The 25,988-nt window shown below is 64.0% G+C and carries 32 protein-coding genes; 26 read left to right on the plus strand and 6 right to left on the minus strand.

The genetic code is table 11. From position 1 onward, the window contains the following. Window positions 1-61 precede the first annotated feature (61 nt). The 10 genes from BV82_RS08300 to BV82_RS08345 all read left to right on the plus strand — a co-directional run bounded on the left by BV82_RS08300 (window position 62) and on the right by BV82_RS08345 (window position 8,924). Complete coding sequence (locus tag BV82_RS08300; protein WP_036990294.1) at window positions 62-436, plus strand: chemotaxis response regulator CheY; 375 nt, start codon at window positions 62-64, stop codon at window positions 434-436. Window positions 437-455: 19 nt separating this feature from the next. Next, complete coding sequence (locus BV82_RS08305) at window positions 456-1,244, plus strand: protein phosphatase CheZ (RefSeq protein ID WP_010225027.1); 789 nt, start codon at window positions 456-458, stop codon at window positions 1,242-1,244. A gap of 12 nt (window positions 1,245-1,256) precedes the next feature. Next, window positions 1,257-3,491, plus strand: a complete 2,235-nt coding sequence (locus BV82_RS08310) for a chemotaxis protein CheA (RefSeq protein ID WP_036994329.1) — start codon at window positions 1,257-1,259, stop codon at window positions 3,489-3,491. 45 nt (window positions 3,492-3,536) lie between these two features. Further along, window positions 3,537-4,652 (plus strand): protein-glutamate methylesterase/protein-glutamine glutaminase, encoded by a 1,116-nt coding sequence (locus BV82_RS08315; protein WP_036994331.1) that lies wholly within the window; start codon window positions 3,537-3,539, stop codon window positions 4,650-4,652. Further along, window positions 4,652-5,392 carry a flagellar motor protein gene (locus BV82_RS08320; RefSeq protein WP_010225031.1) on the plus strand — a complete coding sequence of 247 codons (741 nt, stop codon included), beginning with the start codon at window positions 4,652-4,654 and terminating at the stop codon, window positions 5,390-5,392. Before BV82_RS08315 ends, BV82_RS08320 begins: the two co-directional genes overlap by 1 nt. Before the next feature lie 3 nt (window positions 5,393-5,395). Continuing rightward, window positions 5,396-6,283: a flagellar motor protein MotD gene (motD, locus tag BV82_RS08325; protein ID WP_010225033.1), complete on the plus strand. Its 888-nt coding sequence runs from the start codon at window positions 5,396-5,398 to the stop codon at window positions 6,281-6,283. A 45-nt stretch (window positions 6,284-6,328) separates the two neighbouring features. Continuing rightward, the gene (locus tag BV82_RS08330; RefSeq protein ID WP_036994332.1) at window positions 6,329-7,117 is read left to right on the plus strand and encodes a ParA family protein; all 789 of its coding nucleotides are present in this window, start codon (window positions 6,329-6,331) and stop codon (window positions 7,115-7,117) included. Further along, window positions 7,117-7,986 (plus strand): CheW domain-containing protein, encoded by an 870-nt coding sequence (locus BV82_RS08335; RefSeq protein ID WP_036994334.1) that lies wholly within the window; start codon window positions 7,117-7,119, stop codon window positions 7,984-7,986. The genes BV82_RS08330 and BV82_RS08335 overlap by 1 nt, the downstream gene beginning before the upstream one ends. Window positions 7,987-8,050: 64 nt before the next feature. Next, on the plus strand, window positions 8,051-8,530 hold the full coding sequence (locus tag BV82_RS08340; protein ID WP_010225041.1) for a chemotaxis protein CheW: 480 nt from the start codon (window positions 8,051-8,053) through the stop codon (window positions 8,528-8,530). A gap of 1 nt (window position 8,531) precedes the next feature. Next, on the plus strand, window positions 8,532-8,924 hold the full coding sequence (locus BV82_RS08345) for a DUF2802 domain-containing protein (RefSeq protein ID WP_010225042.1): 393 nt from the start codon (window positions 8,532-8,534) through the stop codon (window positions 8,922-8,924). Between the two features lie 76 nt (window positions 8,925-9,000). Here BV82_RS08345 and BV82_RS08350 read toward each other — a convergent pair whose 3' ends face one another. Both BV82_RS08350 and fliK read right to left on the minus strand, forming a co-directional pair. Next, window positions 9,001-9,333 carry an EscU/YscU/HrcU family type III secretion system export apparatus switch protein gene (locus BV82_RS08350; protein WP_010225044.1) on the minus strand — a complete coding sequence of 111 codons (333 nt, stop codon included), beginning with the start codon at window positions 9,331-9,333 and terminating at the stop codon, window positions 9,001-9,003. Then, on the minus strand, window positions 9,330-10,898 hold the full coding sequence (gene fliK / locus BV82_RS08355; RefSeq protein ID WP_036994336.1) for a flagellar hook-length control protein FliK: 1,569 nt from the start codon (window positions 10,896-10,898) through the stop codon (window positions 9,330-9,332). Before fliK ends, BV82_RS08350 begins: the two co-directional genes overlap by 4 nt. Before the next feature lie 163 nt (window positions 10,899-11,061). Between fliK and ccmA the strand changes: the two genes are divergently transcribed. The 12 genes from ccmA to BV82_RS08415 are packed head-to-tail and all read left to right on the plus strand — an operon-like array spanning window position 11,062 to window position 19,855. Continuing rightward, window positions 11,062-11,694, plus strand: a complete 633-nt coding sequence (ccmA, locus tag BV82_RS08360) for a cytochrome c biogenesis heme-transporting ATPase CcmA (protein ID WP_010225047.1) — start codon at window positions 11,062-11,064, stop codon at window positions 11,692-11,694. Then, window positions 11,691-12,359, plus strand: coding sequence for a heme exporter protein CcmB (gene ccmB / locus BV82_RS08365; RefSeq protein ID WP_026001415.1), 669 nt, complete (start codon window positions 11,691-11,693; stop codon window positions 12,357-12,359). The genes ccmA and ccmB overlap by 4 nt, the downstream gene beginning before the upstream one ends. Window positions 12,360-12,402: 43 nt before the next feature. Further along, window positions 12,403-13,179 (plus strand): heme ABC transporter permease, encoded by a 777-nt coding sequence (locus BV82_RS08370; RefSeq protein ID WP_010225049.1) that lies wholly within the window; start codon window positions 12,403-12,405, stop codon window positions 13,177-13,179. Further along, on the plus strand, window positions 13,176-13,352 hold the full coding sequence (gene ccmD / locus BV82_RS08375) for a heme exporter protein CcmD (protein ID WP_010225050.1): 177 nt from the start codon (window positions 13,176-13,178) through the stop codon (window positions 13,350-13,352). Before BV82_RS08370 ends, ccmD begins: the two co-directional genes overlap by 4 nt. After that, window positions 13,349-13,807, plus strand: a complete 459-nt coding sequence (gene ccmE / locus BV82_RS08380) for a cytochrome c maturation protein CcmE (RefSeq protein ID WP_010225051.1) — start codon at window positions 13,349-13,351, stop codon at window positions 13,805-13,807. Before ccmD ends, ccmE begins: the two co-directional genes overlap by 4 nt. Window positions 13,808-13,818: 11 nt before the next feature. Next, window positions 13,819-15,792 (plus strand): heme lyase CcmF/NrfE family subunit, encoded by a 1,974-nt coding sequence (locus BV82_RS08385; protein ID WP_174242323.1) that lies wholly within the window; start codon window positions 13,819-13,821, stop codon window positions 15,790-15,792. Next, window positions 15,789-16,322, plus strand: a complete 534-nt coding sequence (locus tag BV82_RS08390; protein WP_010225053.1) for a DsbE family thiol:disulfide interchange protein — start codon at window positions 15,789-15,791, stop codon at window positions 16,320-16,322. The genes BV82_RS08385 and BV82_RS08390 overlap by 4 nt, the downstream gene beginning before the upstream one ends. After that, window positions 16,319-16,795 carry a cytochrome c-type biogenesis protein gene (locus tag BV82_RS08395; RefSeq protein WP_010225054.1) on the plus strand — a complete coding sequence of 159 codons (477 nt, stop codon included), beginning with the start codon at window positions 16,319-16,321 and terminating at the stop codon, window positions 16,793-16,795. Before BV82_RS08390 ends, BV82_RS08395 begins: the two co-directional genes overlap by 4 nt. Next, complete coding sequence (gene ccmI, locus BV82_RS08400) at window positions 16,788-17,990, plus strand: c-type cytochrome biogenesis protein CcmI (protein WP_010225055.1); 1,203 nt, start codon at window positions 16,788-16,790, stop codon at window positions 17,988-17,990. The genes BV82_RS08395 and ccmI overlap by 8 nt, the downstream gene beginning before the upstream one ends. A gap of 10 nt (window positions 17,991-18,000) precedes the next feature. Next, window positions 18,001-18,414 (plus strand): hypothetical protein, encoded by a 414-nt coding sequence (locus BV82_RS08405; protein ID WP_010225056.1) that lies wholly within the window; start codon window positions 18,001-18,003, stop codon window positions 18,412-18,414. Between the two features lie 47 nt (window positions 18,415-18,461). Next, on the plus strand, window positions 18,462-19,400 hold the full coding sequence (locus BV82_RS08410) for a 2-hydroxyacid dehydrogenase (RefSeq protein WP_036994337.1): 939 nt from the start codon (window positions 18,462-18,464) through the stop codon (window positions 19,398-19,400). Between the two features lie 47 nt (window positions 19,401-19,447). Beyond that, window positions 19,448-19,855: a GFA family protein gene (locus tag BV82_RS08415; RefSeq protein WP_036994338.1), complete on the plus strand. Its 408-nt coding sequence runs from the start codon at window positions 19,448-19,450 to the stop codon at window positions 19,853-19,855. Here BV82_RS08415 and BV82_RS08420 read toward each other — a convergent pair. Then, a complete protein-coding gene (locus BV82_RS08420) occupies window positions 19,848-20,741 on the minus strand; it encodes a LysR substrate-binding domain-containing protein (RefSeq protein ID WP_010225059.1) in 894 nt (297 codons plus the stop codon). The genes BV82_RS08415 and BV82_RS08420 overlap by 8 nt on opposite strands. A gap of 153 nt (window positions 20,742-20,894) precedes the next feature. On the opposite strand from BV82_RS08420, the gene BV82_RS08425 reads away from it, so the two are divergent. The 4 genes from BV82_RS08425 to BV82_RS08440 all read left to right on the plus strand — a co-directional run bounded on the left by BV82_RS08425 (window position 20,895) and on the right by BV82_RS08440 (window position 23,581). After that, window positions 20,895-21,827: a DMT family transporter gene (locus tag BV82_RS08425; RefSeq protein ID WP_010225060.1), complete on the plus strand. Its 933-nt coding sequence runs from the start codon at window positions 20,895-20,897 to the stop codon at window positions 21,825-21,827. 120 nt (window positions 21,828-21,947) lie between these two features. After that, window positions 21,948-22,286 (plus strand): FKBP-type peptidyl-prolyl cis-trans isomerase, encoded by a 339-nt coding sequence (locus BV82_RS08430; RefSeq protein ID WP_036994339.1) that lies wholly within the window; start codon window positions 21,948-21,950, stop codon window positions 22,284-22,286. Between the two features lie 16 nt (window positions 22,287-22,302). After that, entirely contained in the window at window positions 22,303-22,713 is a 411-nt protein-coding gene (locus tag BV82_RS08435; protein ID WP_010225064.1) for a hypothetical protein, read from the plus strand. A gap of 205 nt (window positions 22,714-22,918) precedes the next feature. After that, window positions 22,919-23,581: a hypothetical protein gene (locus tag BV82_RS08440; RefSeq protein WP_010225066.1), complete on the plus strand. Its 663-nt coding sequence runs from the start codon at window positions 22,919-22,921 to the stop codon at window positions 23,579-23,581. A gap of 3 nt (window positions 23,582-23,584) precedes the next feature. On the opposite strand, the gene BV82_RS08445 is transcribed toward BV82_RS08440, so the two are convergent. From BV82_RS08445 to BV82_RS08455, 3 genes are all read right to left on the minus strand, one after another. Next, window positions 23,585-24,271 carry a hypothetical protein gene (locus BV82_RS08445; RefSeq protein WP_036994340.1) on the minus strand — a complete coding sequence of 229 codons (687 nt, stop codon included), beginning with the start codon at window positions 24,269-24,271 and terminating at the stop codon, window positions 23,585-23,587. Then, window positions 24,268-25,017: a hypothetical protein gene (locus BV82_RS08450; RefSeq protein ID WP_051636714.1), complete on the minus strand. Its 750-nt coding sequence runs from the start codon at window positions 25,015-25,017 to the stop codon at window positions 24,268-24,270. The genes BV82_RS08445 and BV82_RS08450 overlap by 4 nt, the downstream gene beginning before the upstream one ends. A gap of 65 nt (window positions 25,018-25,082) precedes the next feature. Further along, window positions 25,083-25,985, minus strand: coding sequence for a LysR family transcriptional regulator (locus tag BV82_RS08455; RefSeq protein WP_026001418.1), 903 nt, complete (start codon window positions 25,983-25,985; stop codon window positions 25,083-25,085). Window positions 25,986-25,988: the final 3 nt, after the last annotated feature.

The following is a 25,988-nucleotide window of genomic DNA, read 5'->3' on the forward strand; positions in this document are numbered from 1 at the left end:
TGAATGCGCGTTCCGCGCTGAACGCGTTAAAGACTGCTTGGAGGTCTAATTGAACAAAGACATGAAAATCCTCATCGTGGACGACTTTTCGACGATGCGGCGGATCATCAAGAACCTGTTGCGTGACCTGGGCTTTACCAACACCCAGGAAGCCGACGACGGCAACACCGCGCTGCCGATGCTTGAAAGCGGCCATTTCGACTTTCTGGTGACCGACTGGAACATGCCTGGCATGTCCGGTATCGATTTGCTGCGCAAGGTGCGTGCCGACGAGCGCCTGAAGCACCTGCCGGTGCTGATGGTGACTGCCGAAGCCAAGCGCGAGCAGATCATCGAAGCCGCCCAGGCCGGGGTCAACGGCTATGTGGTCAAGCCATTTACCGCCCAGGTGCTGAAAGAAAAGATCGAAAAGATCTTCGAGCGCGTCAATAGCTGAGGTACGCCACGGGGGCGCTATGGAGCAAACACAATCATCCTTGGGCGAGTTTGAGTCGACACTCAAGAAACACGCCAAGGAACTGGTCGACAGCCTGGAACGAGGCAAGTTCGGCGATGCGGTGCAACTGATCCATCAGCTGAACCAGACCCGTGACCTAGGCCTGTACCAGGAAGTCGGCAAACTCACCCGCGAGCTGCACAGCGCGATCGTCAGCTTCCAGATCGACCCGCACATGCCGCAGGCCGAGGAAGTGTCGCAGATCACCGATGCGACCGAACGGCTGTCCTACGTGGTCAAGCTGACCGAGGGCGCGGCCAACCGCACCATGGACCTGGTCGAAGCCAGCACGCCGGTACTCAACGAACTGAGCGACGAGGCCAAGGCGCTGAGCGTCGACTGGCAGCGCTTCATGCGCCGCGAAGTGGCGGCACCGGAGTTCCGTGAGCTGGCCAAACGCGTCGACAGTTTCCTGACGCGTAGCGAGGAGGGCAGCCGCAAGGTCGCCGGGCACCTCAATGACATCCTTCTGGCTCAGGACTATCAAGACCTGACCGGCCAGGTGATCAAGCGCGTCACGACGCTGGTCACCGAAGTAGAAAGCAATCTGCTCAAGCTCGTGCTGATGGCAAGCCAGGTCGACCGTTTTGCCGGTATCGAACATGACCACCAGCAGCTGCGCGCTGAAAAAGATCAAGAAAAACATCCGACTCGGGGTGAAGGTCCGCAGATTCATGCCGATAAGCGTGAAGACGTCGTGTCCGGTCAGGACGATGTCGACGATCTGCTGTCCAGTCTGGGTTTTTAGGGAGCACGTTTAATGAGCTTCGGCGCCGATGAAGAAATCCTTCAGGATTTCCTGGTAGAAGCCGGCGAAATTCTTGAGCAACTGTCCGAGCAACTGGTCGAGCTGGAAAGCCGTCCGGATGATGCCGACCTGCTCAATGCGATCTTTCGCGGTTTTCACACTGTAAAAGGGGGCGCCGGCTTCCTCCAGCTCAACGAGCTGGTGGAGTGCTGCCATATCGCCGAGAACGTGTTCGACATCCTGCGCAAGGGTGCCCGGCGCGTTGACGCCGAACTGATGGACGTGGTCCTGGAAGCCCTGGACACGGTCAACAGCATGTTCGGCCAGGTGCGCGAACGCACCGATATCACACCTGCCACCCCCGAGCTGCTGGCGGCGCTGTCGCGCCTGGCCGAGCCTGCCGGGGAAGACGAAGTGGCGGCACCTGCGGCTGAACCCGAGGTGGTTGAAGCGCCAGCGGCCGAGGCCGAGGCGGATATCACCGACACCGAATTCGAACAGCTGCTCGACTCGCTCAACGCGGTCAAGGCCGAAGCCGAGGCCCAGGTGGCCGAACCTGGCAGTGACGAAATCAGCGACGCCGAGTTCGAATCGCTGCTTGACCAGTTGCACGGCAAGGGCCAGTTCGCCGCCGACAACCTCGGTGCCGGCGCGCCAGCACCCGCCGCAGCACCTGCTGGCAGCGACGCCAGTGGCGATATCACCGATGACGAATTCGAAGCGCTGCTCGATCAGTTGCACGGCAAGGGTACCTTTGCCGTCGATGCACTGCCGGGCGCCGCTGCCGCCCCTGCGCCTGCCGCCGCGCCTGCCGCGGACGGCGAGCACATCTCCGAGCACGAGTTCGAAGCGCTGCTCGATGAGTTGCACGGCAAGGGCAAGTTCGCCCCGGATGCCGTAGCCGCTGCTGCACCTGCCGCCACCGCAGCGCCAGCCAAGGCTGCGGCCAAGCCTGCGCCGGCAGCGGTCGCCAAGGCTGCTGCGCCAGCCCCGGCTGCCAAAGCGGCTGCACCGGCACCTGCGCCTGCACCTGCACGCCAGGCCGCACCGGCTGCCGAGAAGCATCCAGCCAGCGAAACCGAGACCACCGTTCGGGTCGATACCGCGCGGCTCGACGAGATCATGAACATGGTCGGCGAGCTGGTGCTGGTGCGTAACCGCCTGGTGCGCCTGGGCCTGAACAGCGGCGATGAGGCCATGTCCAAGGCTGTGTCGAACCTCGACGTGGTCACCGCCGACCTGCAGACCGCGGTGATGAAGACCCGCATGCAGCCGATCAAGAAGGTCTTCGGGCGCTTCCCGCGCCTGGTTCGCGACCTGGCCCGGCAGCTGAAGAAAGAGATCAACCTGGAGCTGGTCGGTGAAGAGACCGACCTCGACAAAAACCTTGTCGAGGCCCTGGCCGACCCGCTGGTGCACTTGGTGCGCAACGCCGTCGACCATGGTGTCGAGACCCCGGAAGAGCGCGAAGCCGCTGGCAAGTCCCGTGGCGGCAAGGTGGTGCTCTCGGCCGAACAGGAAGGCGATCACATCCTGCTGTCGATCTCCGATGACGGCAAGGGCATGGACGCCGACGTGCTGCGCGCCATCGCGGTCAAGCGCGGGGTGATGGACAAGGACGCCGCCGACCGCCTGAGCGAGACCGAGTGCTACAACCTGATCTTCGCCCCGGGCTTCTCGACCAAGACCGAGATCTCCGACGTGTCCGGGCGTGGCGTGGGCATGGACGTGGTGAAAACCAAGATTTCCCAGCTCAACGGCTCGATCAACATCTACTCGACCAAGGGCCTGGGTTCGAAGATCGTCATCAAGGTGCCGCTGACCCTGGCGATCATGCCAACGCTGATGGTCATGCTCGGCAACCAGGCGTTCGCTTTCCCGCTGGTCAACGTCAACGAGATCTTCCACCTCGACCTGTCGCGCACCAACGTGGTCGACGGCCAGGAAGTGGTGATCGTGCGCGACAAGGCCTTGCCGCTGTTCTACCTCAAGCGCTGGCTGGTCAGTTCGGCCGCTCATGAAGAGCAGCGCGAGGGCCATGTGGTGATCCTTTCGGTGGGCACGCAGCGTATCGGCTTCGTCGTCGATCAGCTGGTGGGCCAGGAAGAAGTGGTCATCAAGCCGCTGGGCAAGATGCTCCAGGGCACCCCGGGCATGTCGGGCGCCACCATTACCGGTGACGGGCGCATTGCGCTGATCCTCGACGTTCCGAGCATGCTCAAGCGTTACGCCGCCCGGCGTATTTGATTCTGGTGGCGCGGCGCATATGCCGCGCCCCCTAATGGAGTGTTTATGGCAGTCAAGGTCCTGGTGGTGGATGATTCCGGTTTCTTCCGCCGCCGTGTCTCGGAAATTCTTTCAGCGGACCCGACTATCCAGGTCGTCGGTACCGCGACCAACGGCAAGGAAGCGATCGACCAGGCGCTGTCGCTCAAGCCCGACGTCATCACCATGGACTATGAAATGCCCATGATGGATGGCATCACCGCTGTGCGTCACATCATGCAGCGTTGCCCGACCCCGGTGTTGATGTTCTCCTCGCTGACCCATGAGGGCGCCCGCGTTACCCTTGACGCCCTGGATGCCGGTGCGGTCGATTACCTGCCGAAAAACTTCGAAGACATCTCGCGCAACCCCGAGAAGGTCAAGCAACTGCTGTGTGAAAAGGTTCATACCATTTCCCGCAGCAACCGTCGTTTCAGCGCCTACGCCAGCCCCGCGCCAGCCCCGGCACCGAGCCCCCAGCCGAGCGTCAGCAGCCTGGGCAGCACGCCTGCGCCACGCGCCGCAGCCCCGGCACGTGCCAGCGCAGCGGCGGCCAGTGCGTCGCCAGCGCCCAAGCGCAAGCCGTACAAGCTGGTGGCCATTGGCACCTCCACCGGCGGCCCGGTGGCCCTGCAGCGGGTTCTGACCCAGCTGCCGGCCAATTTCCCGGCGCCGATCGTATTGATCCAGCACATGCCGGCGGCCTTCACCAAGGCCTTCGCCGAACGCCTCGACAAGCTGTGCAAGATCAGCGTCAAGGAAGCCGAGGACGGCGACATCCTGCGCCCGGGCCTGGCCCTGCTGGCCCCGGGTGGCAAGCAGATGATGGTCGATGGTCGCGGCACGGTGAAGATCCTGCCGGGCGATGAGCGCCTGAACTACAAGCCGTGCGTGGACATCACCTTTGGCTCGGCGGCCAAGTCCTACGGCGACAAGGTGCTGTCGGTGGTGCTCACCGGCATGGGCGCCGATGGCCGCGAAGGCGCGCGCCTGCTCAAACAGGGCGGCAGCACGGTGTGGGCCCAGGATGAAGCCAGCTGCGTGATCTATGGCATGCCCATGGCCATCGTCAAAGCCAACCTGGCAGACGCGGTGTACAGCCTGGACGAGATCGGCAAGCACTTGGTCGAGGCCTGCGTCTGATGGATGTCTTGAGCCTAATCGGGATCATCCTGGCATTTGTCGCCATCGTTGGTGGCAACTACCTCGAAGGCGGTCACCTGTCGGCGCTGCTCAACGGTCCGGCGGCGTTGATCGTGCTTGGCGGCACGCTGGCGGCAGCCTTGCTGCAATCGCCGATGAGTGCCTTCAAGCGTGCGCTGCAGATTGTGCGCTGGATTATCTTTCCGCCACGGGTCGACCTGGCCGGCGGCATCGATCGGGTGGTCAACTGGTCGCTGACCGCGCGCAAGGAAGGCCTGCTGGGCCTTGAAGGGGTGGCCGATGCCGAGCCGGACCCGTACGCGCGCAAAGGTTTGCAGTTGCTGGTCGATGGCGCTGAACCCGAGGCCATCCGCAGCATCCTCGAGGTCGACTTCTACACCCAGGAAAGCCGCGATGTGCAGGCTGCCAAGGTGTTCGAAAGCATGGGCGGCTATGCACCGACCATCGGTATCATCGGTGCGGTGATGGGCTTGATCCACGTGATGGGCAACCTCGCTGACCCGTCGCAGTTGGGCAATGGCATTGCCGTGGCCTTCGTCGCCACCATTTATGGTGTCGCCAGTGCCAACCTGATCCTGCTACCGATCGCCAACAAGCTCAAGGCCCTGGCCCTGCGCCAGTCGCGCTACCGGGAAATGCTCCTGGAAGGTTTGCTGTCGATCGCCGAAGGCGAGAACCCGCGCTCGATCGAGCTGAAGCTTCAGGGCTTCATGGAGTAACACATGGCGCGCCGTCGACAACCCGAAGAGCATGAAAACCACGAACGCTGGCTGGTGTCCTATGCCGACTTCATCACCTTGCTGTTCGCCTTCTTCGTGGTCATGTATTCGATTTCCTCGATCAACGAGGGCAAGTACAAGGTCATTTCCCAGGCCTTGATCGGCGTGTTCAACGACCCCGAGCGAAGCATGAAGCCGATCCCCATCGGCGACGAGCGCCCGCTCAGCGTCAAGCCGGCCGAGCCGTTGATCAAGGACAGCGAGCAGGTCGATGCGGGCCTGGCGCAGGCCAGCAGCGACCCCCTCAAGACCATCACCGATGATGTGCGCGACGCCTTCGGCGACCTGATCAAATCCGACCAGATGACCGTGCGCGGCAACGAGCTGTGGGTCGAGATCGAACTCAATTCCTCGCTGCTGTTCGGCAGCGGCGATGCCATGCCCAGCGATGTGGCGTTCAACATCATCGAGAAGGTGGCGAGAATCCTCAAGCCGTTCGCCAACCCGGTGCATGTCGAAGGCTTTACCGATGACCTGCCGATTCGCACCGCGCAGTACCCGACCAACTGGGAGCTGTCGTCGGCGCGGGCGGCGAGTATCGTCCGTCTGCTGGCCATGGAAGGGGTGAACCCGGCGCGCATGGCCTCGGTCGGCTATGGCGAGTTCCAGCCGATTGCCGCCAACGACTCCGCCGAAGGCCGCGCGCGTAACCGACGGGTGGTGCTGGTGATCTCGCGCAACCTGGAGGTTCGCCGCAGCCTGACCGGTACTGGCAGCGCCAATGCCACCCCGGATGCGGCCATGAAGCGGGCTGGCACACAAACTGCACCGGCAGCGGTAGCACCGACGGTGGGCGACAATCGCGTCAATTCCCCGTCACCGACCCTATAACCGATCCCGGCAGGGCAGGCTGCCGTACCGGGAGGAAGCAACGCAATGAGAGTCTGGGCAGTAGCCAATCAAAAAGGTGGAGTCGGCAAGACCACCACGTCCATCGCCCTGGCCGGCCTGCTGGCCGAGGCGGGCAAGCGCGTGGTTGTCGTCGACCTCGACCCGCACGGGTCGATGACCAGCTATTTCGGGCATAACCCCGATGCGCTGGAGCACAGCTGCTACGACCTGTTCCTGCACAAGGGCACGGTGCCCGAAGGCTTGCCCGGGCAATTGCTGCTGCCGACCGGTGACGAGAAGATCTCGCTGTTGCCGTCGAGCACCGCCCTGGCCGTGCTCGAGCGTCAGTCGCCGGGCCAGAGTGGCCTGGGCCTGGTGATCGCCAAGTCTCTGGCGCAGCTGTGGCAGGATTTCGACTACGCCATCATCGACAGCCCGCCATTGCTCGGCGTGCTGATGGTCAACGCCCTGGCGGCCAGCCAGCAACTGGTGATCCCGGTGCAGACCGAGTACCTGGCGGTCAAGGGCCTGGAGCGCATGGTCAGTACCCTGGCGATGGTCAACCGCTCGCGCAAGCAGGCCTTGCCCTATCACATCGTGCCGACCCTGTTCGACCGCCGAACCCAGGCCTCCATGGGCACCTTGCGGGTGCTGCGCGACGCCTACCCCGAACATATCTGGCAGGGCTACATCCCGGTCGACACGCGCCTGCGTGATGCCAGCCGGGCCGGGCAGACGCCGTCGCAATTCGACGGCAAAAGCCGCGGCGTGGTGGCCTACCGTGCGTTGCTCAAGCACCTGCTGACGCAGAACCTTGCCTTGCAGGTGGCCTGATGAATCGCCCTCAACAGCTTGCCAGCCGGCCACAACTGGCCTTGCAGAGCTACCTCGATGGCTTGCTGCAGGAGGCCACCGAAGAACTCGACGAGGTGCTGCCGGTATCGGTCGAGCCGGACGAATTCCAGGCGGCGGTACGTGAAGAGCAGGCCCGTGATGCCCAGGTTGCGGCCCAGGCGGCGGTGACGCCTGCGCCACGGCCATTTGCCGAACCGCCGCGGCCGGTGTTGCCGCTGACCTTGCCACCGGTGGTCGAGCCGGTAGTCGAGCCCGTAGTCGAAGCGCCCCAGCCGCTGGCCGAGGTTGCCCAGGTTGCGCCGGTCGAGCCGCTGGTGGACGTGCACCTGCCGCCAGCCCCCAATCAACCGGTACCGCCGGCCACTATCGACGGCCGTCCGGCCTGGGCCGCCGAGCCGTTCGAATGCCTGTTGTTCGACGTCGCGGGGCTGACCCTGGCGGTACCGCTGGTGTGCCTGGGCTCGATCTACTCGCTGGCTGGCCACGAATTGACACCGTTGTTCGGCCAGCCGGACTGGTTCCTCGGCATCCTGCCCAGCCAGAGTGGCAACCTCAAGGTCCTGGACACCGCCCGCTGGGTCATGCCCGACCGTTATCGGGATGACTTTCGCCAGGGCCTGCAGTACGTGATTTCGGTTCAGGGCTACGAATGGGGGCTGGCGGTGCATCAGGTCAGCCGCTCGTTGCGCCTGGACCCCAACGAGATCAAATGGCGCAGCCAGCGCGGCCAGCGGCCATGGCTGGCCGGTACCGTAATCGAACACATGTGCGCGCTGCTCGACGTCGCCGAACTGGCCGAGTTGATCGCCAGTGGCGCAGTCAAGCAGCTGCACGACAACCATAAATAATCGGCCGCATCTGCCGCGACCGCACTGAGCACACCGCCGATGGCGGATTTTGAGGGATAGGGGAATGAAAAAATCGTCTGCACAAGGTTCCGAAGATCCGATCCTGCAGTGGGTGACCTTCAAACTGGACAACGAGTCCTACGGCATCAACGTGATGCAGGTGCAGGAAGTCCTGCGCTACACCGAGATCGCCCCGGTCCCGGGGGCCCCGAGCTACGTGCTGGGCATCATCAACCTGCGCGGTAACGTGGTTACCGTGATCGACACCCGCCAGCGCTTCGGCCTGCTGTCCAGCGAGATCACCGACAACACCCGTATCGTCATCATCGAGGCCGACAAGCAAGTGGTCGGCATCCTGGTCGACAGCGTTGCCGAAGTGGTTTACCTGCGTCAGTCGGAAATCGAGACCGCACCGAATGTCGGCAACGAGGAATCGGCCAAGTTCATCCAGGGCGTGTGCAACAAGAACAACGAACTGCTGATCCTGGTCGAGCTGGACAAGATGATGACCGAGGAAGAGTGGTCCGAGCTGGAGAACATCTGAGTTGATCCTTGAGGTTGCAGTCATATTTCTGGCGCTGCTGTGGGCGGTCAGCCTGTGGTTCTTCCTGAACTACAGCAAGCGCCAGCGTGAGCTGGCCGCGCAACAGGCCCAGGGCGATGCCGTGCGCGACCAGCGCATCAAGGACCTGGGCAAACGCCTGGACGACTACCAGAACGGCAGCGTGCGCATGGGCGAAGCCTTGCACGAGCTGCGGGCGGTGGTTGCCCCCTTGCCGGACAAGCTCCTGCAACTGGAGCAGCGTGACCCCAACAGCCTGTCGTTCGCGCAAGCGGCGCGGCTGGTGGGCATGGGTGCCAGCGTCGATGAACTGACCCAGTCCTGTGGCTTGACCCAGGCTGAGGCGGAGTTGATGAGCAAGTTGCACCGCAGCTGAGGGTTGCAGTGAATTGATCGCGGGGCAAGCCCGCTCCTACGGTACGTGTAGGAGCGGGCTTGACCCGCGATGCTTTTCAGGGCCCCGGCAATCTCAGGTCGGTAGGGGTGATATCGCGCTCCTGCGGGCCCTCGTCAACAAAGCCCACCGGCACCTTGCCCTTGAGCTGCCAGGCGAAGGCGATGATTTCGGCAATGGTCAGGTACAGGGCCTCGGGAATCTGGTCGCCTAGCTCCATGCGCGCTAACAGGCGCACCAGTTCGGCGTTCTCGTAGATCGGTACTTCGTGCTCGCGGGCAATCGCCAGGATTGCCTCGGCCAGCTCGTCGTCGCCCTTGGCACTGAGGGTCGGGGCCTGCTGGCCGTCATAGGTCAGGGCAATGGCCTGGCGTGGGCTTTTATCAATCATGCTTGTTCATCCACCCAGCGTTGTTCCAGGTGCGTGCGTGGTCCTTGGGGCGGTGTGCCGTGATGGCACTGCAGTTCGCCGACGTTCAGGCCGCGCGCCAGCAGACGCTCGCGCAAGTGGCCGAGCTGGCTTTCGATCAGCTGCGCGGTGCTCGGCAGTTCGGCCCACAGCTGGCTGGACAGGCTGCCTTGGCTGATTTGCGCCTGCACTTGCAGTGGCCCCAGCGGATGCAGGTCGAAAGACAGCTCGATGCGCCAGAGCATCTCCAGCGGGTCGCGGCGCTCGCGTTCCGGGTCGCTTTGCTGCTCCGGGGTTTCTTCGCGCTGCAGTTTCATTTGCAGGGGCATGAAGTCCTGGCCGGTGCGCAGCGGGATTTCCAGTTGCCAGGTGGTCTGCAGGTTGCCATCGGCGGTGGTGCCGGTCTGTTCCAGGCTTGCCAACTGATGGCTTTGCAGGCGCGAGATGGTTGCAGCGGCCAGGCGCAGCAAATGCTCAAGGTCACCTTCACCGTCCTGGCTCTGCAGCAAGCGCGAGGGCAGGGGAAAGCCACCGGGATGTGGCCGCGGGCTGACCTGGCCGAGCATGCCCAGGGCATTGCGGACCATGCCGGGCATCACCTGGGCCAGGGTGCTGGCGGCAGCGCCCGGGTTGAACGTGGCGTTGCCGGGCAGCCCCGGCAACAGTTGCGCCACCAGGCGCACCACCTGGGCCTTGAGGTCGGGGGCAAGCGCGGCTGGCAGCCCGGCCAGCAGCTTGGCCTCAAGAAACACGCCGCTGTTGTTCAAGGCCTGTGCCAGGCCCTTGGGGTCGCTGAGCTGGCGCACATCCGGCAGGCTGGCCAATAGTTTGTCTACCGTGGCGCGCAGTTCGTTGGGCTGGCTGTTGTCGCGTGGTAGCTGTTGCAGGGTATTGAGCAAACCCTGCAGGGACGCTTGGCGACTTTGCTGGGTGCTTAGCTGCTGGCTGATCGCCAGTTGCTCCTGGCGCCCGCTGAGCGGTACGAAGCTCAGTGATTGATCACTCTGCACCCGAGCGCTGAGTAAGCTGCCTACCGGCAATGGGCGCGGGCTGTCGATGGCCAGGGTAGCACCGGCCTGGGGGCCGCCGAGCAGGGTTACCAGCGAGCGGAACTGCGCCAGTTGGCCGGCGTTCTGCGGTAGTGCCTGGCTTGTCAGCACCTTGCCTTGCAGCAGGGAGCCCACCGGCAGTTCGCGGGTGTCGATGCGGGTCAGGGTGGCCACGTTGCTGGCAATGGCCTGCTGCACGCTGATGGTCAGGTTGGCGCTGCTGCTCTGGCTCACCGTCAGCTGGCTGCCCTGGGCCAGGGGCAGGGTGCTGCTGGCCTGGACGTTGGTCTGCTTGCCGTTGTCCAGGGTGAGCTTGAGCAGCATCTGGAAGTCCTGACCGACCTGGCGCAGGGTCAGCACTTCGGCCTTGGCGGTTTCGCCCGGGGCCAGCAGCGCCTGTTGCGGCTGCAGCAGGCGCAACAGTTCGGCGGTCATTGCCGCGCGTAGCGGCGGGTTGGCCGGGATCAGTGCAGCTAGGTTATTGATTTCGCCTGTCATCCGCTCGCAACCTGTTGAAATAGCCCTCTTTACAGTAGGACATCACATGTATAATGCCGCCCGATCTTTGGCGATCAGCGCGGCCGGGCCACATCGTCGTTGCCAGTATAACGGCAAGGCCGGGACCGACTTGAGACAGGCATCCCAAGCATAAGGCGAAACCGTGACCCCTCATCTCCAAGCCGTGGGCCTGGCCTGCGAGCGCGACTGGCGAATGCTCTTCGAAAACCTCGAGTTGCACCTGGGCGCAGGCGACATGCTGCAGATCAGCGGCCCCAACGGCAGTGGCAAGACCAGCCTGCTGCGCCTGATGGCCGGCCTCATGAGCCCGACGGCCGGGCAGATCCGCCTCGATGGCAAACCGCTGGCCGAGCAGCGCAACGAGCTGGCGCGCATCCTCTTGTGGATCGGCCATGCCGCCGGTATCAAGGACGTGCTCAGCCCCGAGGAAAACCTCGCCTGGCTCTGCGCCCTGCATCGCCCGGCAGCGCCTGCGGCAATCCGCGAGGCCCTGGACGCGGTCGGGCTGCGTGGCTTCGAAGACGTGCCTTGCCATACCCTGTCGGCCGGCCAGCAACGCCGCGTGGCCCTGGCCCGCCTGTACCTGGACAGCCCGCCGCTGTGGATTCTCGACGAACCCTTCACCGCCCTCGACAAGCAGGGCGTGGCCCAGCTTGAAGCGCACCTGGCCGCCCATTGCGAGCAGGGCGGCATGGTCGTGCTGACCACCCACCACACGCTGGAACGCAAACCGTCCGGTTACCGTGAACTGAACCTGGGGCAGTGGGCCGCATGAGTGTGTTTGTGCTGTTGTTGCGTCGTGAAGCGCGTCTGTTGTGCCGACGTCCCGCCGAACTTGCCAACCCGCTGGTGTTCTTCGCCATCGTCGTCGCCCTGTTCCCGTTGGCGGTCGGTCCTGAGACTCAATTGTTGCAAACCTTGTCTCCGGGACTGGTCTGGGTGGCAGCGCTTTTATCGGTTCTGCTCTCGCTGGACGGGCTTTTCCGCAGTGATTTCGAGGATGGCTCGCTCGAACAGTGGGTCCTTTCGTCGCACCCCCTGCCTCTTCTGGTGCTGGCGAAAGTGCTGGCACACTGGGCCTTTTCCGGCCTGGCACTGGTATTGTTGGCACCCTTGCTGGCACTGATGCTAGGTTTGCCTGCAGCCTGCCTGCCGGTACTGCTGGCATCGCTTTTGCTCGGCACCCCGGTACTGAGCCTGTTGGGCGCCGTGGGTGCGGCTCTGACAGTCGGTTTGAAACGTGGCGGCCTGCTGCTGGCGCTACTTATTTTGCCGTTATATATCCCGGTATTGATCCTGGGCAGTGGCGCCTTGCAGGCGGCATTGCAAGCTATGCCGGCGACCGGTTATCTGCTCTGGCTTGGCAGCCTGACCGCCCTGGCAGTAACTCTGGCACCCTTTGCAATAGCGGCTGGCCTGAAGATCAGCGTCGGCGAATAATGAGGTCTGGGCACTGCCCAGCAAAGACCCTGGATGTACCGTGATGAAAAGCAGCGCAATCAGCTGGACGTGGTTTCACAAACTGGGTTCACCCAAATGGTTCTATTCCATCAGCGGGCGGATGCTGCCGTGGCTGGCGATTGCCGCCCTGCTGCTGATCGGCGTCGGCATGGTCTGGGGCCTGGCCTTCGCGCCGCAGGACTACCAGCAAGGTAACAGCTTCCGGATCATCTACATCCACGTGCCGGCGGCGATGCTCGCCCAGTCCTGCTACGTGATGCTGGCGGTGGCCGGTGTGGTGGGCCTGGTCTGGAAGATGAAAATAGCCGACGTTGCCCTGCAGTGCGCGGCGCCCATCGGTGCCTGGATGACCGCCGTGGCGCTGGTTACCGGCGCCATCTGGGGCAAGCCGACCTGGGGCAGCTGGTGGGTCTGGGATGCGCGACTGACGTCGATGCTGATCCTGCTTTTCCTGTACTTCGGTCTCATTGCCCTGAGCCATGCAATCAGTAATCGTGAGAGCGCGGCCAAGGCCTGCGCGGTGCTGGCCATTGTCGGGGTGATCAACATTCCGATCATCAAGTATTCGGTGGAGTGGTGGAACACCCTGCACCAGGGCGCCACCTTCACCCTCACCGAAAAGCCGGCGATGCCCGCCGAAATGTGGCTGCCGCTGCTGCTGTCGGTGTTGGGCTTCTACTGCTTCTTCGGCGCCGTGCTGTTGCTGCGCATGCGCCTTGAAGTGCTCAAGCGCGAGGCGCGCGCCAGCTGGGTCAGGGAGGAAGTAATGAACAGCCTGGGTCGGGAGATGGCGCGATGAGCTTTGCCTCCTTCAGTGATTTTCTCGCCATGGGCCATCACGGCCTGTACGTCTGGTCAGCCTACGGCATCTGCCTGCTGGTGCTGGCCTTCAACGTCGCCTCGCCGGTATTGGCCAAGCGTCGTTACCTGCAAGAACAGGCGCGCCGTCTGCGCCGGGAGAACAAACCGTGAATCCGCAGCGTAAAAAGCGTCTGTTCATCATCCTCGGCCTGCTGGCCGGCATCGGCGTCGCCGTGGGCCTGGCCCTGAGCGCCCTGCAGCAGAACATCAACCTGTTCTACACCCCGACCCAGATCGCCAACGGCGAAGCACCGCTGGACACCCGTATCCGCGCCGGCGGCATGGTCGAGAAAGGTTCGCTGCAACGCTCTGGCGACTCGCTGGACGTGCGCTTCGTGGTCACCGATTTCAACAAGTCGGTGCCGATCACCTACCGCGGCATCCTCCCGGACCTGTTCCGCGAAGGGCAGGGCATCGTCGCCCTGGGCAAGCTCAATGCCGAAGGCGTGGTGGTGGCCGATGAAGTGCTGGCCAAGCACGACGAGAAGTACATGCCGCCGGAAGTCACCAAGGCCCTCAAGGAAAGCGGCCAGGCCGCCGCCACCGATGCCGGAGCCAAGCCATGAATGCGGCACTGATCATTCCTGAACTGGGCCAGCTGGCGATGATCCTGGCGATCTGCTTCGCCTGCGTCCAGGCCAGCGTTCCGTTGCTTGGCGCCTGGCGTGGCGACAGCCTGTGGATGGGCCTGGCGCGCCCGGCGGCCTGGGGCCAGTTCGCCTTCCTGGCATTTGCCTTCGCCTGCCTGAGCCACGCCTTCATGACCGACAACTTTTCGGTCGCCTATGTTGCCAACAACTCCAACAGCGCCTTGCCCTGGTACTTCAAGTTCAGCGCCGTGTGGGGCGCCCACGAAGGCTCGCTGCTGCTCTGGGCGATGATCCTCGGCGGCTGGACCTTTGCCGTGTCGATCTTCTCCCGGCAATTGCCACAGGTGATGCTGGCGCGGGTGCTGGCCGTCATGGGCATGATCAGCGTCGGCTTCCTGTCGTTCCTGATCATCACCTCCAACCCGTTCAAGCGCCTGCTGCCGCAGGTACCGAGCGACGGCGCCGACCTCAACCCGCTGCTGCAGGACATCGGCCTGATCGTCCACCCGCCGATGCTGTACATGGGCTACGTGGGCTTTTCGGTGGCCTTTGCCTTCGCCATTGCCGCCTTGCTCGGCGGCCGTCTGGACGCCGCCTGGGCCCGCTGGTCGCGGCCGTGGACCATCGTTGCCTGGGCCTTCCTCGGTATCGGCATCACCCTCGGTTCCTGGTGGGCGTACTACGAACTGGGCTGGGGCGGCTGGTGGTTCTGGGACCCGGTCGAGAACGCCTCGTTCATGCCCTGGCTGGTCGGCACCGCGCTGATTCACTCGCTGGCGGTCACCGAGAAGCGCGGCGTGTTCAAAAGCTGGACGGTGCTGCTGGCCATCGCGGCCTTCTCCTTGAGCCTGCTGGGCACCTTCCTGGTCCGTTCCGGGGTATTGACCTCGGTGCATGCCTTTGCCTCGGACCCCGAGCGCGGCATCTTCATCCTGATCTTCCTGTTGTTCGTGGTCGGTGGTTCGCTGACCCTGTTCGCCCTGCGCGCACCGGTGGTCAAGAGCCAGGTCGGCTTTGCCCTGTGGTCGCGGGAAACCCTGCTGCTGGCCAACAACCTGGTGCTGGTGGTGGCGGCTTCGATGATCCTCCTGGGCACCCTGTACCCGTTGATCCTCGACGCCCTGACCGGGGCCAAGCTGTCGGTCGGCCCGCCGTACTTCGATGCGCTGTTCATCCCGTTGATGGCGCTGCTGATGGTGGTAATGGCGGTGGGCGTGATCGTGCGCTGGAAAGACACCCCGAGCAAATGGCTGCTGGGCATGCTCACCCCGGTGCTGATCGCCAGCGCCGTGCTGGCGCCGATCGGCGGCCTGCTGGTGGATGATTTCGACTGGCAGGTGCTGACCACCTTCGCCCTGGCCGCGTGGATCATCCTCGCCGGTGCCCGCGACATCCTCGACAAAACCCGCCACAAAGGCCTGTTCAAGGGCCTGCGGGGCTTGAACCGTAGCTACTGGGGCATGCATGTCGCGCACCTGGGGCTGGCGGTGTGTGCCCTGGGCGTGGTGCTGTCGAGCAACAACAGTGCCGAACGCGACCTGCGCCTGGCGCCGGGCGAGTCGGTGGAGCTGGCCGGTTACCAGTTCATCTTCGAAGGCGCCAAGCACTTCGAAGGGCCGAACTTCACGTCCGACAAGGGCACCGTACGGGTGATCGAGAACGGCCGCGAGATCAGCGTGCTGCACCCGGAAAAACGCCTGTATACCGTGCAGCAGTCGATGATGACCGAAGCCGGTATCGATGCCGGTTTCACCCGTGACCTCTATGTCGCTCTCGGCGAGCGGCTGGACAACGGCGCCTGGGCCGTGCGGGTGCACGTCAAGCCGTTCGTGCGCTGGATCTGGCTGGGCGGCCTGTTGACCGGCCTCGGTGGCCTGCTGGCGGCGCTCGACGGGCGTTATCGAGTCAAGGTGAAAACCCGTGTGCGTGAGGCACTGGGCATGTCTGGAGCAACTGCATGAAGCGTTGGATCATGGTGCTGCCGCTGGCGGTGTTTCTGCTGGTGGCGGTGTTTCTCTACCGCGGCTTGTTCCTCGACCCGAGCGAACTGCCGTCGGCGATGATCGGCAAGCCGTTCCCGGCCTTTGCCCTGCAATCGGTGGACGGCAAGCCGCTGACCGAAGCCGACCTGCTCGGCAAGCCGGCGCTGGTCAACGTCTGGGCCACCTGGTGCCCGTCGTGCAAGGTCGAGCACCCGTACCTGAACAAGCTGGCCGAGCAGGGCGTGGTGATCCACGGGGTCAACTACAAGGATGACAACGCCGCCGCTCTCAAGTGGCTGGCCGAGTTCCACAACCCTTACCAGCTGGATATCCGCGACGAGCAGGGCAGCCTGGGCCTGGACCTTGGGGTGTACGGCGCGCCGGAAACCTTCCTGATCGACGCCAAGGGCATCATCCGCTACAAGCACGTCGGCGTGGTCGATGCCAGCGTCTGGCGCGAGCAACTGGCGCCGCAATACCAGAGCCTGGTCGATGAGGCCAAGCCATGAAGCGCTGGCTGGCAGCCGCTGTGCTCGGCCTGAGCCTGGCCGGGGTGACCCAGGCGGCGATCGACACCTATCAATTTGCCGATGAGGCCGAGCGCGCCCGTTATCACGAGCTGACCAAGGAACTGCGCTGCCCCAAGTGCCAGAACCAGGACATCGCCGACTCCAACGCGCCGATTGCCGCCGACCTGCGCCGGGAGATCTTCCGCATGCTCGGCGAAGGCAAAAGCAACCAGCAGATCGTCGACTTCATGGTTGATCGTTACGGCGACTTCGTCCGTTACAAGCCGGCCTTGAGTGCCCGCACCTGGTTGCTCTGGTTCGGCCCCGGCGTGTTGCTGCTGGGCGGCTTTACCGTGCTCGCGCTGATCGTGCGCAAGCGTCGTGGCCAGGCTGGCGCAGGTAACGCCGACCTTTCCCCCGAGGAGCGCGAGCGCCTCGCCAAATTGCTGGACAAAGAACACAACCATGACTGATTTCTGGCTTGCTGCAGGCCTGCTGTTGCTGGTAGCCCTGAGCTTTTTGCTGATCCCGGTGTTGCGCGGCCGTCGTGCGCAGCAGGAAGAAGACCGCACCGCCCTCAACGTTGCCCTGTATCAGGAGCGCGTCGCCGAGCTGGCTGCCCAGCAGGCCGCGGGTGTGCTCGATGCCGAGCAGTTCGGCAAGGGCCGCGACGAGGCCGCGCGCGAGCTGCTGGCCGATACCGAGGGCGCCGAACCGCAACGCCTGGGCCGCCTGGGCAAGCCCTTGCCGCTGCTGGCCGCGGTGCTGGTGCCGTTGATGGGCCTGGGCTTGTACCTGCACTTTGGCGCCAGCGAGCAGGTCGAGCTGACCCAGCAGTTTGCCAAGGCGCCGCAATCCATGGAAGAAATGACCCGTCGCCTGGAGCTGGCGGTAAAGGCCCAGCCGGATTCGGCCGAAGGCCTGTACTTCCTCGGTCGTGCCTACATGGCCCAGGAGCGTCCAGGTGACGCGGCCAAGGTTTTCGAACGTGCCGTGGCGGTTGCCGGACGTGAGCCGGAGCTGCTCGGGCAGTGGGCCCAGGCGTTGTACTTTGCCAACAACAAGCAGTGGAATGCCCAGACCCAGGCCCTGACCGACGAAGCGCTCAAGGCCGACCCGAACGAAGTCACCAGCCTCGGCTTGCTCGGCATCGCCGCCTTCGAGAGCGAGCACTATCAGCAAGCCATCGGCTACTGGAACCGCCTGCTGGCGCAATTGCCCGAGGGCGATGCGTCGCGGGCAGCGCTGCAGGGCGGGATCGAGCGCGCCAGCGAGAAGCTCAAGGCCGGCGAGGGCAAGGCCGCACCGGCGGTCGCCGAGCAGGCCACGGCACGCCTGAAGGTACGGGTGGAGCTGGCGGCGGCGCTCAAGGACAAGGTCAGGCCCGATGACACCGTGTTCATCTTCGCCCGCGCAAGTGCAGGCCCGCCGATGCCGCTGGCGGCCAAGCGGGTGACCGTGGCCCAGTTGCCGATCGAGGTCGAGCTGAGCGACAGCGACGCGATGATGCCGAACATGAAACTGTCGAGCTTCCCTGAAGTCCAACTGGTTGCGCGCATCTCTCGTGCTGGCCAGCCGACCCGTGGCGAATGGATCGGGCAGGGTGCTCCCCTGGCCAGCAGCACCACCACTGCGCAGCACCTGACCATCGACCGCCCGGACCAGTAAGAGATCGACTATGAACAGCATCGCCCGCCTGACCCTTCTATCCCTGGTTGTGGGCTTGAGTGCATGTACCGTTCATCAGCCCTCCGAACCCACCGCGCCGCCGATCGAGACCCTGCCGCCGGGCCCGAGCACCAAGCCTGCGCCCAAGCCGGGCGCGGTGCCGAGCAAGCCAGCCGTGACCCCGGTGCCCAAGCCGGTGCAGCGCACTTCACCGAGTTTTGCGCCACCGCCCGGTGGCGCCAGCCACTGGGACCCGCGCCTGGGCGTGTACGTGCTCGACGGCAAGCCCAACACTTTCTACCGCCAGCGCACCTACTACCGCTGGAACAACGGCTGGAGCTGGTCGACCAACCTCAACGGCCCGTGGCAGGAAACCGACAGCAGTGGCGTGCCGGGCGGCCTGGGCCGGGCTTTCGCCCAGTAGCCTGAAGTCCGCATAATGCCCCCTCGCGAATAGCCCGGGGGCATGGCATGACTCAGACGGTATTGGTGCTGGTAGAAACGGTCGACGACTACCTGCCGCTCTTGGAGAACAACGGTTTTCGCCTGATTCGCGCGCAGACCCCGGCCTTGCGCGCCGAGGCCATTGCCCGCCATGGCGGGGAGATCGACGCGGTACTGACCCGTGGTCCGCTGGGCCTGTATGCCGACGAGATCGACGCCTTGCCGGCACTGAAGATCATCTGCGTGATCGGCGCCGGTTACGAGCAGGTCGACCTGACAGCGGCTGCTGCGCGCGGCATCACCGTGACCAATGGTGCCGGCGCCAATGCCACGGCGGTCGCTGACCATGCCATGGCCTTGCTGTTGGCGGTGGTGCGCGACATTCCCCGCGCTGATGCCGCGATTCGCCGTGGTGAGTGGAACCGGGTGATCAGTCCGTCGGTCAGCGGCAAGCGCCTGGGGATCCTCGGTTTGGGCGCAGTCGGCCTGGCGATTGCCAAGCGCGCGGCGCAGGGCTTCGAGATGCAGGTGAGTTACCACAACCGAAATCCGCGTACCGATGCCGCTTATCACTACTGCGACAGCCCCTTGGCATTGGCCCGCGCATCGGACTTTCTGATCGTCGCCACCCCGGGCGGCGCCCATACCCGCCAGTTGGTCGACAAACCGGTTCTTGAAGCCCTTGGCGCGGACGGCTTTCTGGTCAACATCGCCCGTGCCAGCGTGGTCAATACGGCCGATCTGGTCGAGGCCTTGGCGTCGGGGGTGATTGCTGGCGCGGCGCTGGATGTGTTCGATCAAGAGCCCGCAGTACCTGATGCCTTGAAGGCCTTGGGCAATGTGGTGCTGACCCCGCACGTCGCCGGTCAGTCGCCGCAGGCTGCGTGCGATACCGTGCAGTTGGTGTTGAAGAACCTGCAGGCATTCTTTGCCGGCGCGCCGGTGTTGACCCCGGTCTGTGGATAACAGCTGCTAGACTTGCCGGCTACCTCTCCCAGCAAGGAGCCTTGACCATGTCCCTGGAAAAACACGGCCGCTGCCTGTGCGGCGCCGTCAAACTCAGCGTCAGCCTGGAGAAAGCCAGCGTCAACGCCTGCCATTGCAGCATGTGCCGGCAGTGGGGCGGCGGGCCGTTCCTGTCGGTGCATTGCGCTGAGCCGGTGCAGTTCACCCGCGGCCAGCCGGTGTTCCATGACTCATCCGACTGGGCCCAGCGCGGTTTCTGTGGCACGTGTGGCACGCACCTGTTGTACCGGTTGAAATCCGGCAACTTCGACGCGGTGTCGGTCGGTGTGCTGGAGGGCGATACCGACTGGATCTTCGATCTGCAGGTGTATGTCGACAAGAAACCGGGCTACTACTGTTTTGCCAACCGGACCGAGGAAATGACCGCCGCGCAGGTCGAGGCCATGTTCAGCTAAGCGCCAGTAACCATGCCTCGAACACTTGGGCCGCCGGCGAGCGCAGGGCCTGTTTGTCGTGCACCAGGTAGTCGGCTTGCCCGGTGTGCACGACAAACGCTGACACCTGGCGGATCGAACCGGTGTCGATCCGCTCGCGGGCCATGAACTCCCAGCCCAGGCCCACGCCCATTCCCTGCATGACCGCATCGAACACCAGGTTGACCTGGTTGAACGTCACCGCATTTGCCGGCGCCTGGTAGCGCAGGCCCTGATGGGCGAACCAGTCCTGCCAGTCCAGGCAGTTCCAGGCCGAGGCATCCAGTTGAATCAACGGCAAGGCCTGCAACTCGCTGAGTGAATGCACGGCGGGCAGGGCCCGTTTGACGCTGGCAATGGGGTAGATGGTTTCGTCGAACAGCTTGCTGGCCTTGAGCGAGCTCCAGTGGCCATGGCCGTAGAGAATGCCGAAGTCGTAGTTGCCGATATCGCTCTCGCTGATTTCGTTGCTGGCGTGAATGTTCACCGTCAGCTCCGGGTGCTGCTCGTTGAAGCGCAGCAAGCGCGGGAACAACCAGTACTGGGCCACCGCGTGGGTGCAGATGACGCTGACGTTGCGGCTGCCGTGGCCGCTTTTCAGGCGCAGCACATTGGCCAGCAGGCTTTCGAGCATGGGCTCGACGATGGCGTTGAAGCCGTCGCCTGCCGGTGTCAGGGCAATGCCCCGGGCACGGCGTTCGAACAGCACCGCGCCCAGGTGCTCCTCCAGCACCTTGATCTGTTTGCTCACCGCGCTCTGGGTCAGGTACAGCTCGCTGGCGGCACGGGTAAAGCTGCCGGTACGCACTACGGCCTCGAAGGCGATCAGGGTGTCCAATGGTGGCAGGTGACGGCTGAAGCGGCTCATGTGGCGATCCGGTCTGGGGAATGGCTGAATCATAAGGTCGATGCTTTCAGCGTTAAAGGTATTCCTCAGGGGAATGCCTGCATGCCGAATGATCTTTTGTCCAGGCGTTATCCAGGCGGTAGCCTGCGCACTTCTTTGAACAGGAGCAGGCACGTGAAACGGGGTGTGGTCTATGCCGGTACAGCCGGTGCGATGTGGGGGCTGGTGCTGATGGTGCCGCAGCTGTTGCCGGAGTTCAGCCCGGTGCTGCTCAGTTGCGCGCGCTTCGTGCTGTTCGGCCTGGTGACGCTGGTGTTGGCGATTCCCATGCGCAAAGCCCTGAAACGTCTGACCTTGAGCGACCTGTGGATGATCGGCCGCCTGGCCCTGATCGGCAACCTGCTGTATTTCATCTGCCTGGTGGCGGCGATCCAGCGGCTGGGCGTGGCGCCGGCGTCGTTGATCGTCGGCGTGCTGCCATTGACCATCACCCTGTATGGCCGCCACGACAGCGGCGGGGTGGCGCTGCGGCAATTGTTGCTGCCGCTGGGCCTGATCCTTGCCGGTATGCTCTGCATCAACCTGCAGACCTTTGCGCTGGAGCCCGGGGCGGTGGCCGACAAGCTTGCCGGTGTGCTCTATGCCCTGGGCGCGCTGGCCTGCTGGACCTGGTACGCGGTGCACAACAGCCGTTACCTCAAGCAGTGCGGGCATTTTGATAGCCATCAGTGGTCGGTGCTCAGCGGAGTGATGACCGGCGTGTTCAGCCTGGTACTGGTGGCGGTGCTGGCGCTGTGGCAGCCGGCCCCGTTGCAGGTCCAGGCGCCGCCTGAGCGTTGGGCGCTGTTCTGGCTGTACAGCCTGGGGTGCGCGGTGTTCGGCTCGTGGCTGGCGGCGGTGTTGTGGAATGCCGCGTCCAAGCGTATGCCGCTGACCCTGAGTGGCCAGTTGATCGTCTTCGAAACCCTGTTCGCTTTGCTCTACGCCTTCATCTGGCGCCAGAGCGGCCCGAGCCTGCTGGAGGGGGCGGCGATTGTCCTGGTGATCGGCGGCGTGTGTTGGTCGATGCGCCAGCATGAGCCGGGCAGGGCGCCAGCGACTGCCTGAGGCCCGTGTGGGAGCGGGTTTGCCCCGCGATGCCATGATGGTCATGGGCCTTGCAAAACCCCGCCAACCCTGCGAAAACGCTGCCCACCAAAGGCATATTCCGCTTCAACGAGGTCAAGCATGAGCAGCGAACTGCAAATCATCGATATCCAGCCAGGCGATGGCAAGGCCGTGGTCAAGGGCGCGCTGATCACTACCCAGTACACTGGCTGGCTCGCCGACGGCAGCGAATTCGATTCTTCCCACAGCCGCGGCAAGCCGTTCCAGTGCGTGATCGGCACCGGCCGGGTGATCAAGGGCTGGGACCAGGGCCTGATGGGCATGCAGGTCGGCGGCAAGCGCAAGCTGCTGGTGCCGGCGCATCTGGGCTATGGCGAGCGCAGCGTAGGCGCGATCCCGCCCAATTCGGACCTGACCTTCGAGATCGAACTGCTCGAAGTCCTTACCCGCGACGATTGATACAGGAGCACCCTGCATGGATGCAGTCATTCAAGAGCAGCCTTCTGGCTGCGGTATTGCCGCCTGCGCCGCCCTGGCGCAGATCGATTATGCCCAGGCCCGGCAGTTGGCCAATTCACTCGGTATTCATGCCGAGGACCCGCAATTGTGGTCCGACGCCACCTACGTACGGCGCTTGCTGAGCCACCTGGGCATTACCGCCAATGCCGAGCAGACCCTGTTCAGCAACTGGCAGGCGCTGCCCAACCGGGCACTGCTGGCGATCAAATGGCGCTTGCACAACGGTCGGCCCTTCTGGCATTGGGTGGTGTTCGTGCGTGAGGCCGGTGAGTGTTACGTGCTGGACTCCAAGAAGGCCCTCAAGCACAACCGCCGGCAGGATTTCGGCCGGATGAAACCGAAGTGGTTCATCGCCATCGGCACCTGACAGCCGTCTTAATTCAGCAACATCACCACGCTACAGTGGCCTCAGGCTCAGGGCCGAGCCTTCAGGGATCGAACCAATCGGCATTCTTGCACTCTGAAGCATGCCCGATTCCATGGACGGAACATCAGACAGGGATCCCCCCGCGGCTTCGGCCGCGGGGTGGCACAGGCGGGTCAGCCTCAACCCTTTTGCTGTGAAGAGCCCTATGAAGTTGCCGTCCCTGTTCATGCGTCACCGTCACGCCGCGTTGTCCCTTGCTCTGCTTGCCGGTGTCGGCCTGCTGGCCGTCGAGGCGGTGGAAAGTCGCGCCGAACCTGTGGACGGTGTGCAGACCCTGGTGTTCCTGCGTCACGCCGAAAAACCCGGCGAAGGCCTGGGGCAGCTCAATTGCCAGGGCCTCAACCGTGCCCTGGACCTGGCCACGCTATTGCCAGAGAAATTCGGCAAGGCCGACTACGTGTTCGCCGCCAACCCGTCCCGGCAGGTTGAAGAGGGCAGCAAGGACGACGCCTACAGTTACATCCGCCCGCTGATGACCATCAGCCCCAGCGCCATCAAGCTCGGCCTGCCGGTCAATATCGACTTCGCTGCCAATGACACCGGCGAGCTGGCCGACGAGCTGCTGCAGGACAAATACCGCAACGCCACCGTCTACACCGCCTGGTCTCACGGCTACCTGCCGGAACTGATCAACAGCGTGGCCGGCAAGGCGCTGGGGGAGAAACGGGTGATCACCGAGGACTGGGACGGCGGCGATTTCGACTCGATGTATGTGCTGACCCTGACCTGGCACGACGGCAAGGCCAGCCTGCTCAGCCGCAACTACAAGCAGGGCCTGAACAACGGCGAGCACACCTGTCCGAGCTGATCCTCAGTTCAGTGCTTCGAACTGGCCCTTGGCTTCGCGCCACTCAAATACCTTGCCCAGGCAATAGCTGCTGGCTTCCAGCAACACCTGGGTGCTGCCGCCCTCGAGCCGCACCTTGAGGGTGTCAATGCCCTGACTGTGGCAGTCGGGCAGATCGACCTCGAGGGTTTGCACGCGCTTGCCGCTGGCCTTTTCCATGACCTCGATGGTTTTCACCCGGTCATGGTCATCGGCCAGCGGGATCTGGAAATAGAAGCGCTCGGTGGACGCCGCCTGGGGTAATGACGGGGTGCCGGCAGGCCAGGCTTGCTGATGACCGAAGTCAGCCACCAGGCGCAACTCCAGGGGCAACTGCCTGGCATTGGCGTAGGCTGTCCAGGTGCCGAGCATGGGCTCTCTGGCGGCGTTGCCATCGGGGTTGTAGAACCTCAGTCGAGCGGTGGGCAAGCCGCCGCTGTCCAGTTCATCCATGAACAACTGGCGGCTGTAGTTCACCGAGCGCTTGAGGCGGATCGGCGTGCGATAGCGATCGTAAAAGTAGAAGCCGTGCTTGTAGTCGTTGGTTTTCTCGATCACCAGGGTGATCGCTTGCTTGCCCAAGGTGCCGTGGTACACCGACTGGTAGGCCTGGGCGCCAAGGCTCAGGCCGAGCAGCCCGACGGCCAGCAGGCACTTGCGTAGTGTGCTCATCGGTTGCGCTCCATGGCTTGCTGCTCAGTCTTGAGCGCGTAGCGATCGCTGGCCGGTTGATAGACGTAGTACTGCACGGCCTTGCCGGCAGCGCCACCGCTGGCCAGTTGGCCCACCGGGGTGGCCTTGAAGTCAATCACGCCATCGCCGTTGAAGTCGGCAAAGCTCAGGCTGGCACTGCCTTGAAAGAACAACGCCAGGTTGTCGATGACCTGCACGGGCTGGCCGCTGGTGCGATCAATGATACTGATGCTATCGACAGTGCCGACGTACTCGCCTGCGCCCTTGTGCGCGTGCACGCGAAATAGCCGGCGCCCGTCCAATGGCAGTTGCAGCAATTGGCCCTGCCAGGACGAATCCTGGCGGTCGCTGAAACGCGTAACACGTTTGAGCTGCAGGGTTTGCCGTTCGCGGGTGCGCAGGTTCACCCGGGCACCGCGCAGCTCGCGGTCGTGGGTAAAGACGAAAGGCTGAATCAGCAGTGCGCAGGAGGGCAGGTCAGGGTTGTTCAGGATGTTGATCAGCAGCGGCAAGCGATGGTCGTAGGGCGTGCGCTCAAGCGGGATCAGCCATTGGCGCTGCGGTTCCAGCCAGTAACCCTCGATGGTCTTGTGCTGGGCGTCGTAGGTCAGGGCGACTTCGATTTCGGTGTCGCCCTGGGTGCCCTGATAGACGTGCACGGGCGGCACAGCCAGGACGGCGGCGCTGCTCAGCAGCGTGGCAACGGTAATGAACAGGCGAACCATGCTGCGATCCTTGCAAGGGTAGGGGCGCAAGGATGGGCTGCTTGCCAGCGCTTTTCAAGGCATGGCTAGCGGCTGACCCGGGCGATCTGTTCATGGGCCCGCTCGCTGAATAGCCGCAACAGGTCGTCGAGGGTATGCGGCTGGCTCTCGTTGGCACGGGTCAAGGCATACAGGGTAATGGGCAGGGCGGGATTCAACGGCCGCACCAGCGTTTGCGCCGAGCCCTGGGCGGTAAACGGATCGATCAACGCCAGCCCTGCACCGGCTTCGACCATGGCCCGGGCCAGGGAATAGGTCTGTACGCGGATGCTGATTCGCGGTGCCGGCTCCAGGCTCTTCAGGTAATGGCCGACCTGGGCGGCCAGCGGGTCACTGCTGCTCAGGCCGATCAACGGCGCATCGGCCAGGGCTTCAACCGCCAGCGGTACGCCCTGGCGGTCTTCGCGCCAATAGCCCTTCGGCGCCAGTGCCACCAGCATGCCATGGGCCAGGGGCTGCACATTCAAGCCGGGATGTTCGGGATGGCGCAAGGTCAGGGCGACGTCGATCTCGCGCATCAGCAACTGCTGCACCAGCTCGCGGCTGTGCAAGCTCGACAGTTCGCACTCGGACTGTGGATGGCGCTCGGCCCACTGGCTGATCACCGGGGGGAACAGCGACAGGGCCAAGGCCGGCGTTGCCCCGATACGCAGGGTCATGCCCGGTTGTCGGCGCAGGCTGGCGGCCAGGCGGCGAACGCCCTCAACGCTGTCGCTGACCTTATCGACCTCACGTTCCAGCGCCAGGGCCTCCGGGGTGATCTGCAACTTGCCGCGCACGCGCAAAAACAGCGGGAAGCCCAGCTGCGCTTCGGCGTGCTGGAGAATCTTCGACACCGCAGGCTGCGTCACGTGCAGCAACTGCGCGGCGCCGCTGATGGAGCCGGTCTGGCGGATGGCCTGGAACACTTCGATATGACGCAAGCGCATGGG

Source organism: Pseudomonas donghuensis (assembly GCF_000696345.2).
Classification (GTDB): domain Bacteria; phylum Pseudomonadota; class Gammaproteobacteria; order Pseudomonadales; family Pseudomonadaceae; genus Aquipseudomonas; species Aquipseudomonas donghuensis.

Excerpts from the sequence above, each read along its gene's own strand:
- BV82_RS08300 (WP_036990294.1), top strand. The coding sequence starts at position 62 with ATGAAAATCCTCATCGTGGACGACTTTTCGACGATGCGGCGGATCATC.
- BV82_RS08305 (WP_010225027.1), top strand. The coding sequence starts at position 456 with ATGGAGCAAACACAATCATCCTTGGGCGAGTTTGAGTCGACACTCAAG.
- BV82_RS08310 (WP_036994329.1), top strand. The coding sequence starts at position 1,257 with ATGAGCTTCGGCGCCGATGAAGAAATCCTTCAGGATTTCCTGGTAGAA.
- BV82_RS08315 (WP_036994331.1), top strand. The coding sequence starts at position 3,537 with ATGGCAGTCAAGGTCCTGGTGGTGGATGATTCCGGTTTCTTCCGCCGC.
- BV82_RS08320 (WP_010225031.1), top strand. The coding sequence starts at position 4,652 with ATGGATGTCTTGAGCCTAATCGGGATCATCCTGGCATTTGTCGCCATC.
- motD (WP_010225033.1), top strand. The coding sequence starts at position 5,396 with ATGGCGCGCCGTCGACAACCCGAAGAGCATGAAAACCACGAACGCTGG.
- BV82_RS08330 (WP_036994332.1), top strand. The coding sequence starts at position 6,329 with ATGAGAGTCTGGGCAGTAGCCAATCAAAAAGGTGGAGTCGGCAAGACC.
- BV82_RS08335 (WP_036994334.1), top strand. The coding sequence starts at position 7,117 with ATGAATCGCCCTCAACAGCTTGCCAGCCGGCCACAACTGGCCTTGCAG.
- BV82_RS08340 (WP_010225041.1), top strand. The coding sequence starts at position 8,051 with ATGAAAAAATCGTCTGCACAAGGTTCCGAAGATCCGATCCTGCAGTGG.
- BV82_RS08350 (WP_010225044.1), bottom strand. The coding sequence starts at position 9,333 with ATGATTGATAAAAGCCCACGCCAGGCCATTGCCCTGACCTATGACGGC.
- fliK (WP_036994336.1), bottom strand. The coding sequence starts at position 10,898 with ATGACAGGCGAAATCAATAACCTAGCTGCACTGATCCCGGCCAACCCG.
- ccmB (WP_026001415.1), top strand. The coding sequence starts at position 11,691 with ATGAGTGTGTTTGTGCTGTTGTTGCGTCGTGAAGCGCGTCTGTTGTGC.
- BV82_RS08370 (WP_010225049.1), top strand. The coding sequence starts at position 12,403 with ATGAAAAGCAGCGCAATCAGCTGGACGTGGTTTCACAAACTGGGTTCA.
- ccmD (WP_010225050.1), top strand. The coding sequence starts at position 13,176 with ATGAGCTTTGCCTCCTTCAGTGATTTTCTCGCCATGGGCCATCACGGC.
- BV82_RS08390 (WP_010225053.1), top strand. The coding sequence starts at position 15,789 with ATGAAGCGTTGGATCATGGTGCTGCCGCTGGCGGTGTTTCTGCTGGTG.
- BV82_RS08395 (WP_010225054.1), top strand. The coding sequence starts at position 16,319 with ATGAAGCGCTGGCTGGCAGCCGCTGTGCTCGGCCTGAGCCTGGCCGGG.
- ccmI (WP_010225055.1), top strand. The coding sequence starts at position 16,788 with ATGACTGATTTCTGGCTTGCTGCAGGCCTGCTGTTGCTGGTAGCCCTG.
- BV82_RS08405 (WP_010225056.1), top strand. The coding sequence starts at position 18,001 with ATGAACAGCATCGCCCGCCTGACCCTTCTATCCCTGGTTGTGGGCTTG.
- BV82_RS08410 (WP_036994337.1), top strand. The coding sequence starts at position 18,462 with ATGACTCAGACGGTATTGGTGCTGGTAGAAACGGTCGACGACTACCTG.
- BV82_RS08415 (WP_036994338.1), top strand. The coding sequence starts at position 19,448 with ATGTCCCTGGAAAAACACGGCCGCTGCCTGTGCGGCGCCGTCAAACTC.
- BV82_RS08420 (WP_010225059.1), bottom strand. The coding sequence starts at position 20,741 with ATGAGCCGCTTCAGCCGTCACCTGCCACCATTGGACACCCTGATCGCC.
- BV82_RS08430 (WP_036994339.1), top strand. The coding sequence starts at position 21,948 with ATGAGCAGCGAACTGCAAATCATCGATATCCAGCCAGGCGATGGCAAG.
- BV82_RS08435 (WP_010225064.1), top strand. The coding sequence starts at position 22,303 with ATGGATGCAGTCATTCAAGAGCAGCCTTCTGGCTGCGGTATTGCCGCC.
- BV82_RS08440 (WP_010225066.1), top strand. The coding sequence starts at position 22,919 with ATGAAGTTGCCGTCCCTGTTCATGCGTCACCGTCACGCCGCGTTGTCC.
- BV82_RS08445 (WP_036994340.1), bottom strand. The coding sequence starts at position 24,271 with ATGAGCACACTACGCAAGTGCCTGCTGGCCGTCGGGCTGCTCGGCCTG.
- BV82_RS08450 (WP_051636714.1), bottom strand. The coding sequence starts at position 25,017 with ATGGTTCGCCTGTTCATTACCGTTGCCACGCTGCTGAGCAGCGCCGCC.
- BV82_RS08455 (WP_026001418.1), bottom strand. The coding sequence starts at position 25,985 with ATGCGCTTGCGTCATATCGAAGTGTTCCAGGCCATCCGCCAGACCGGC.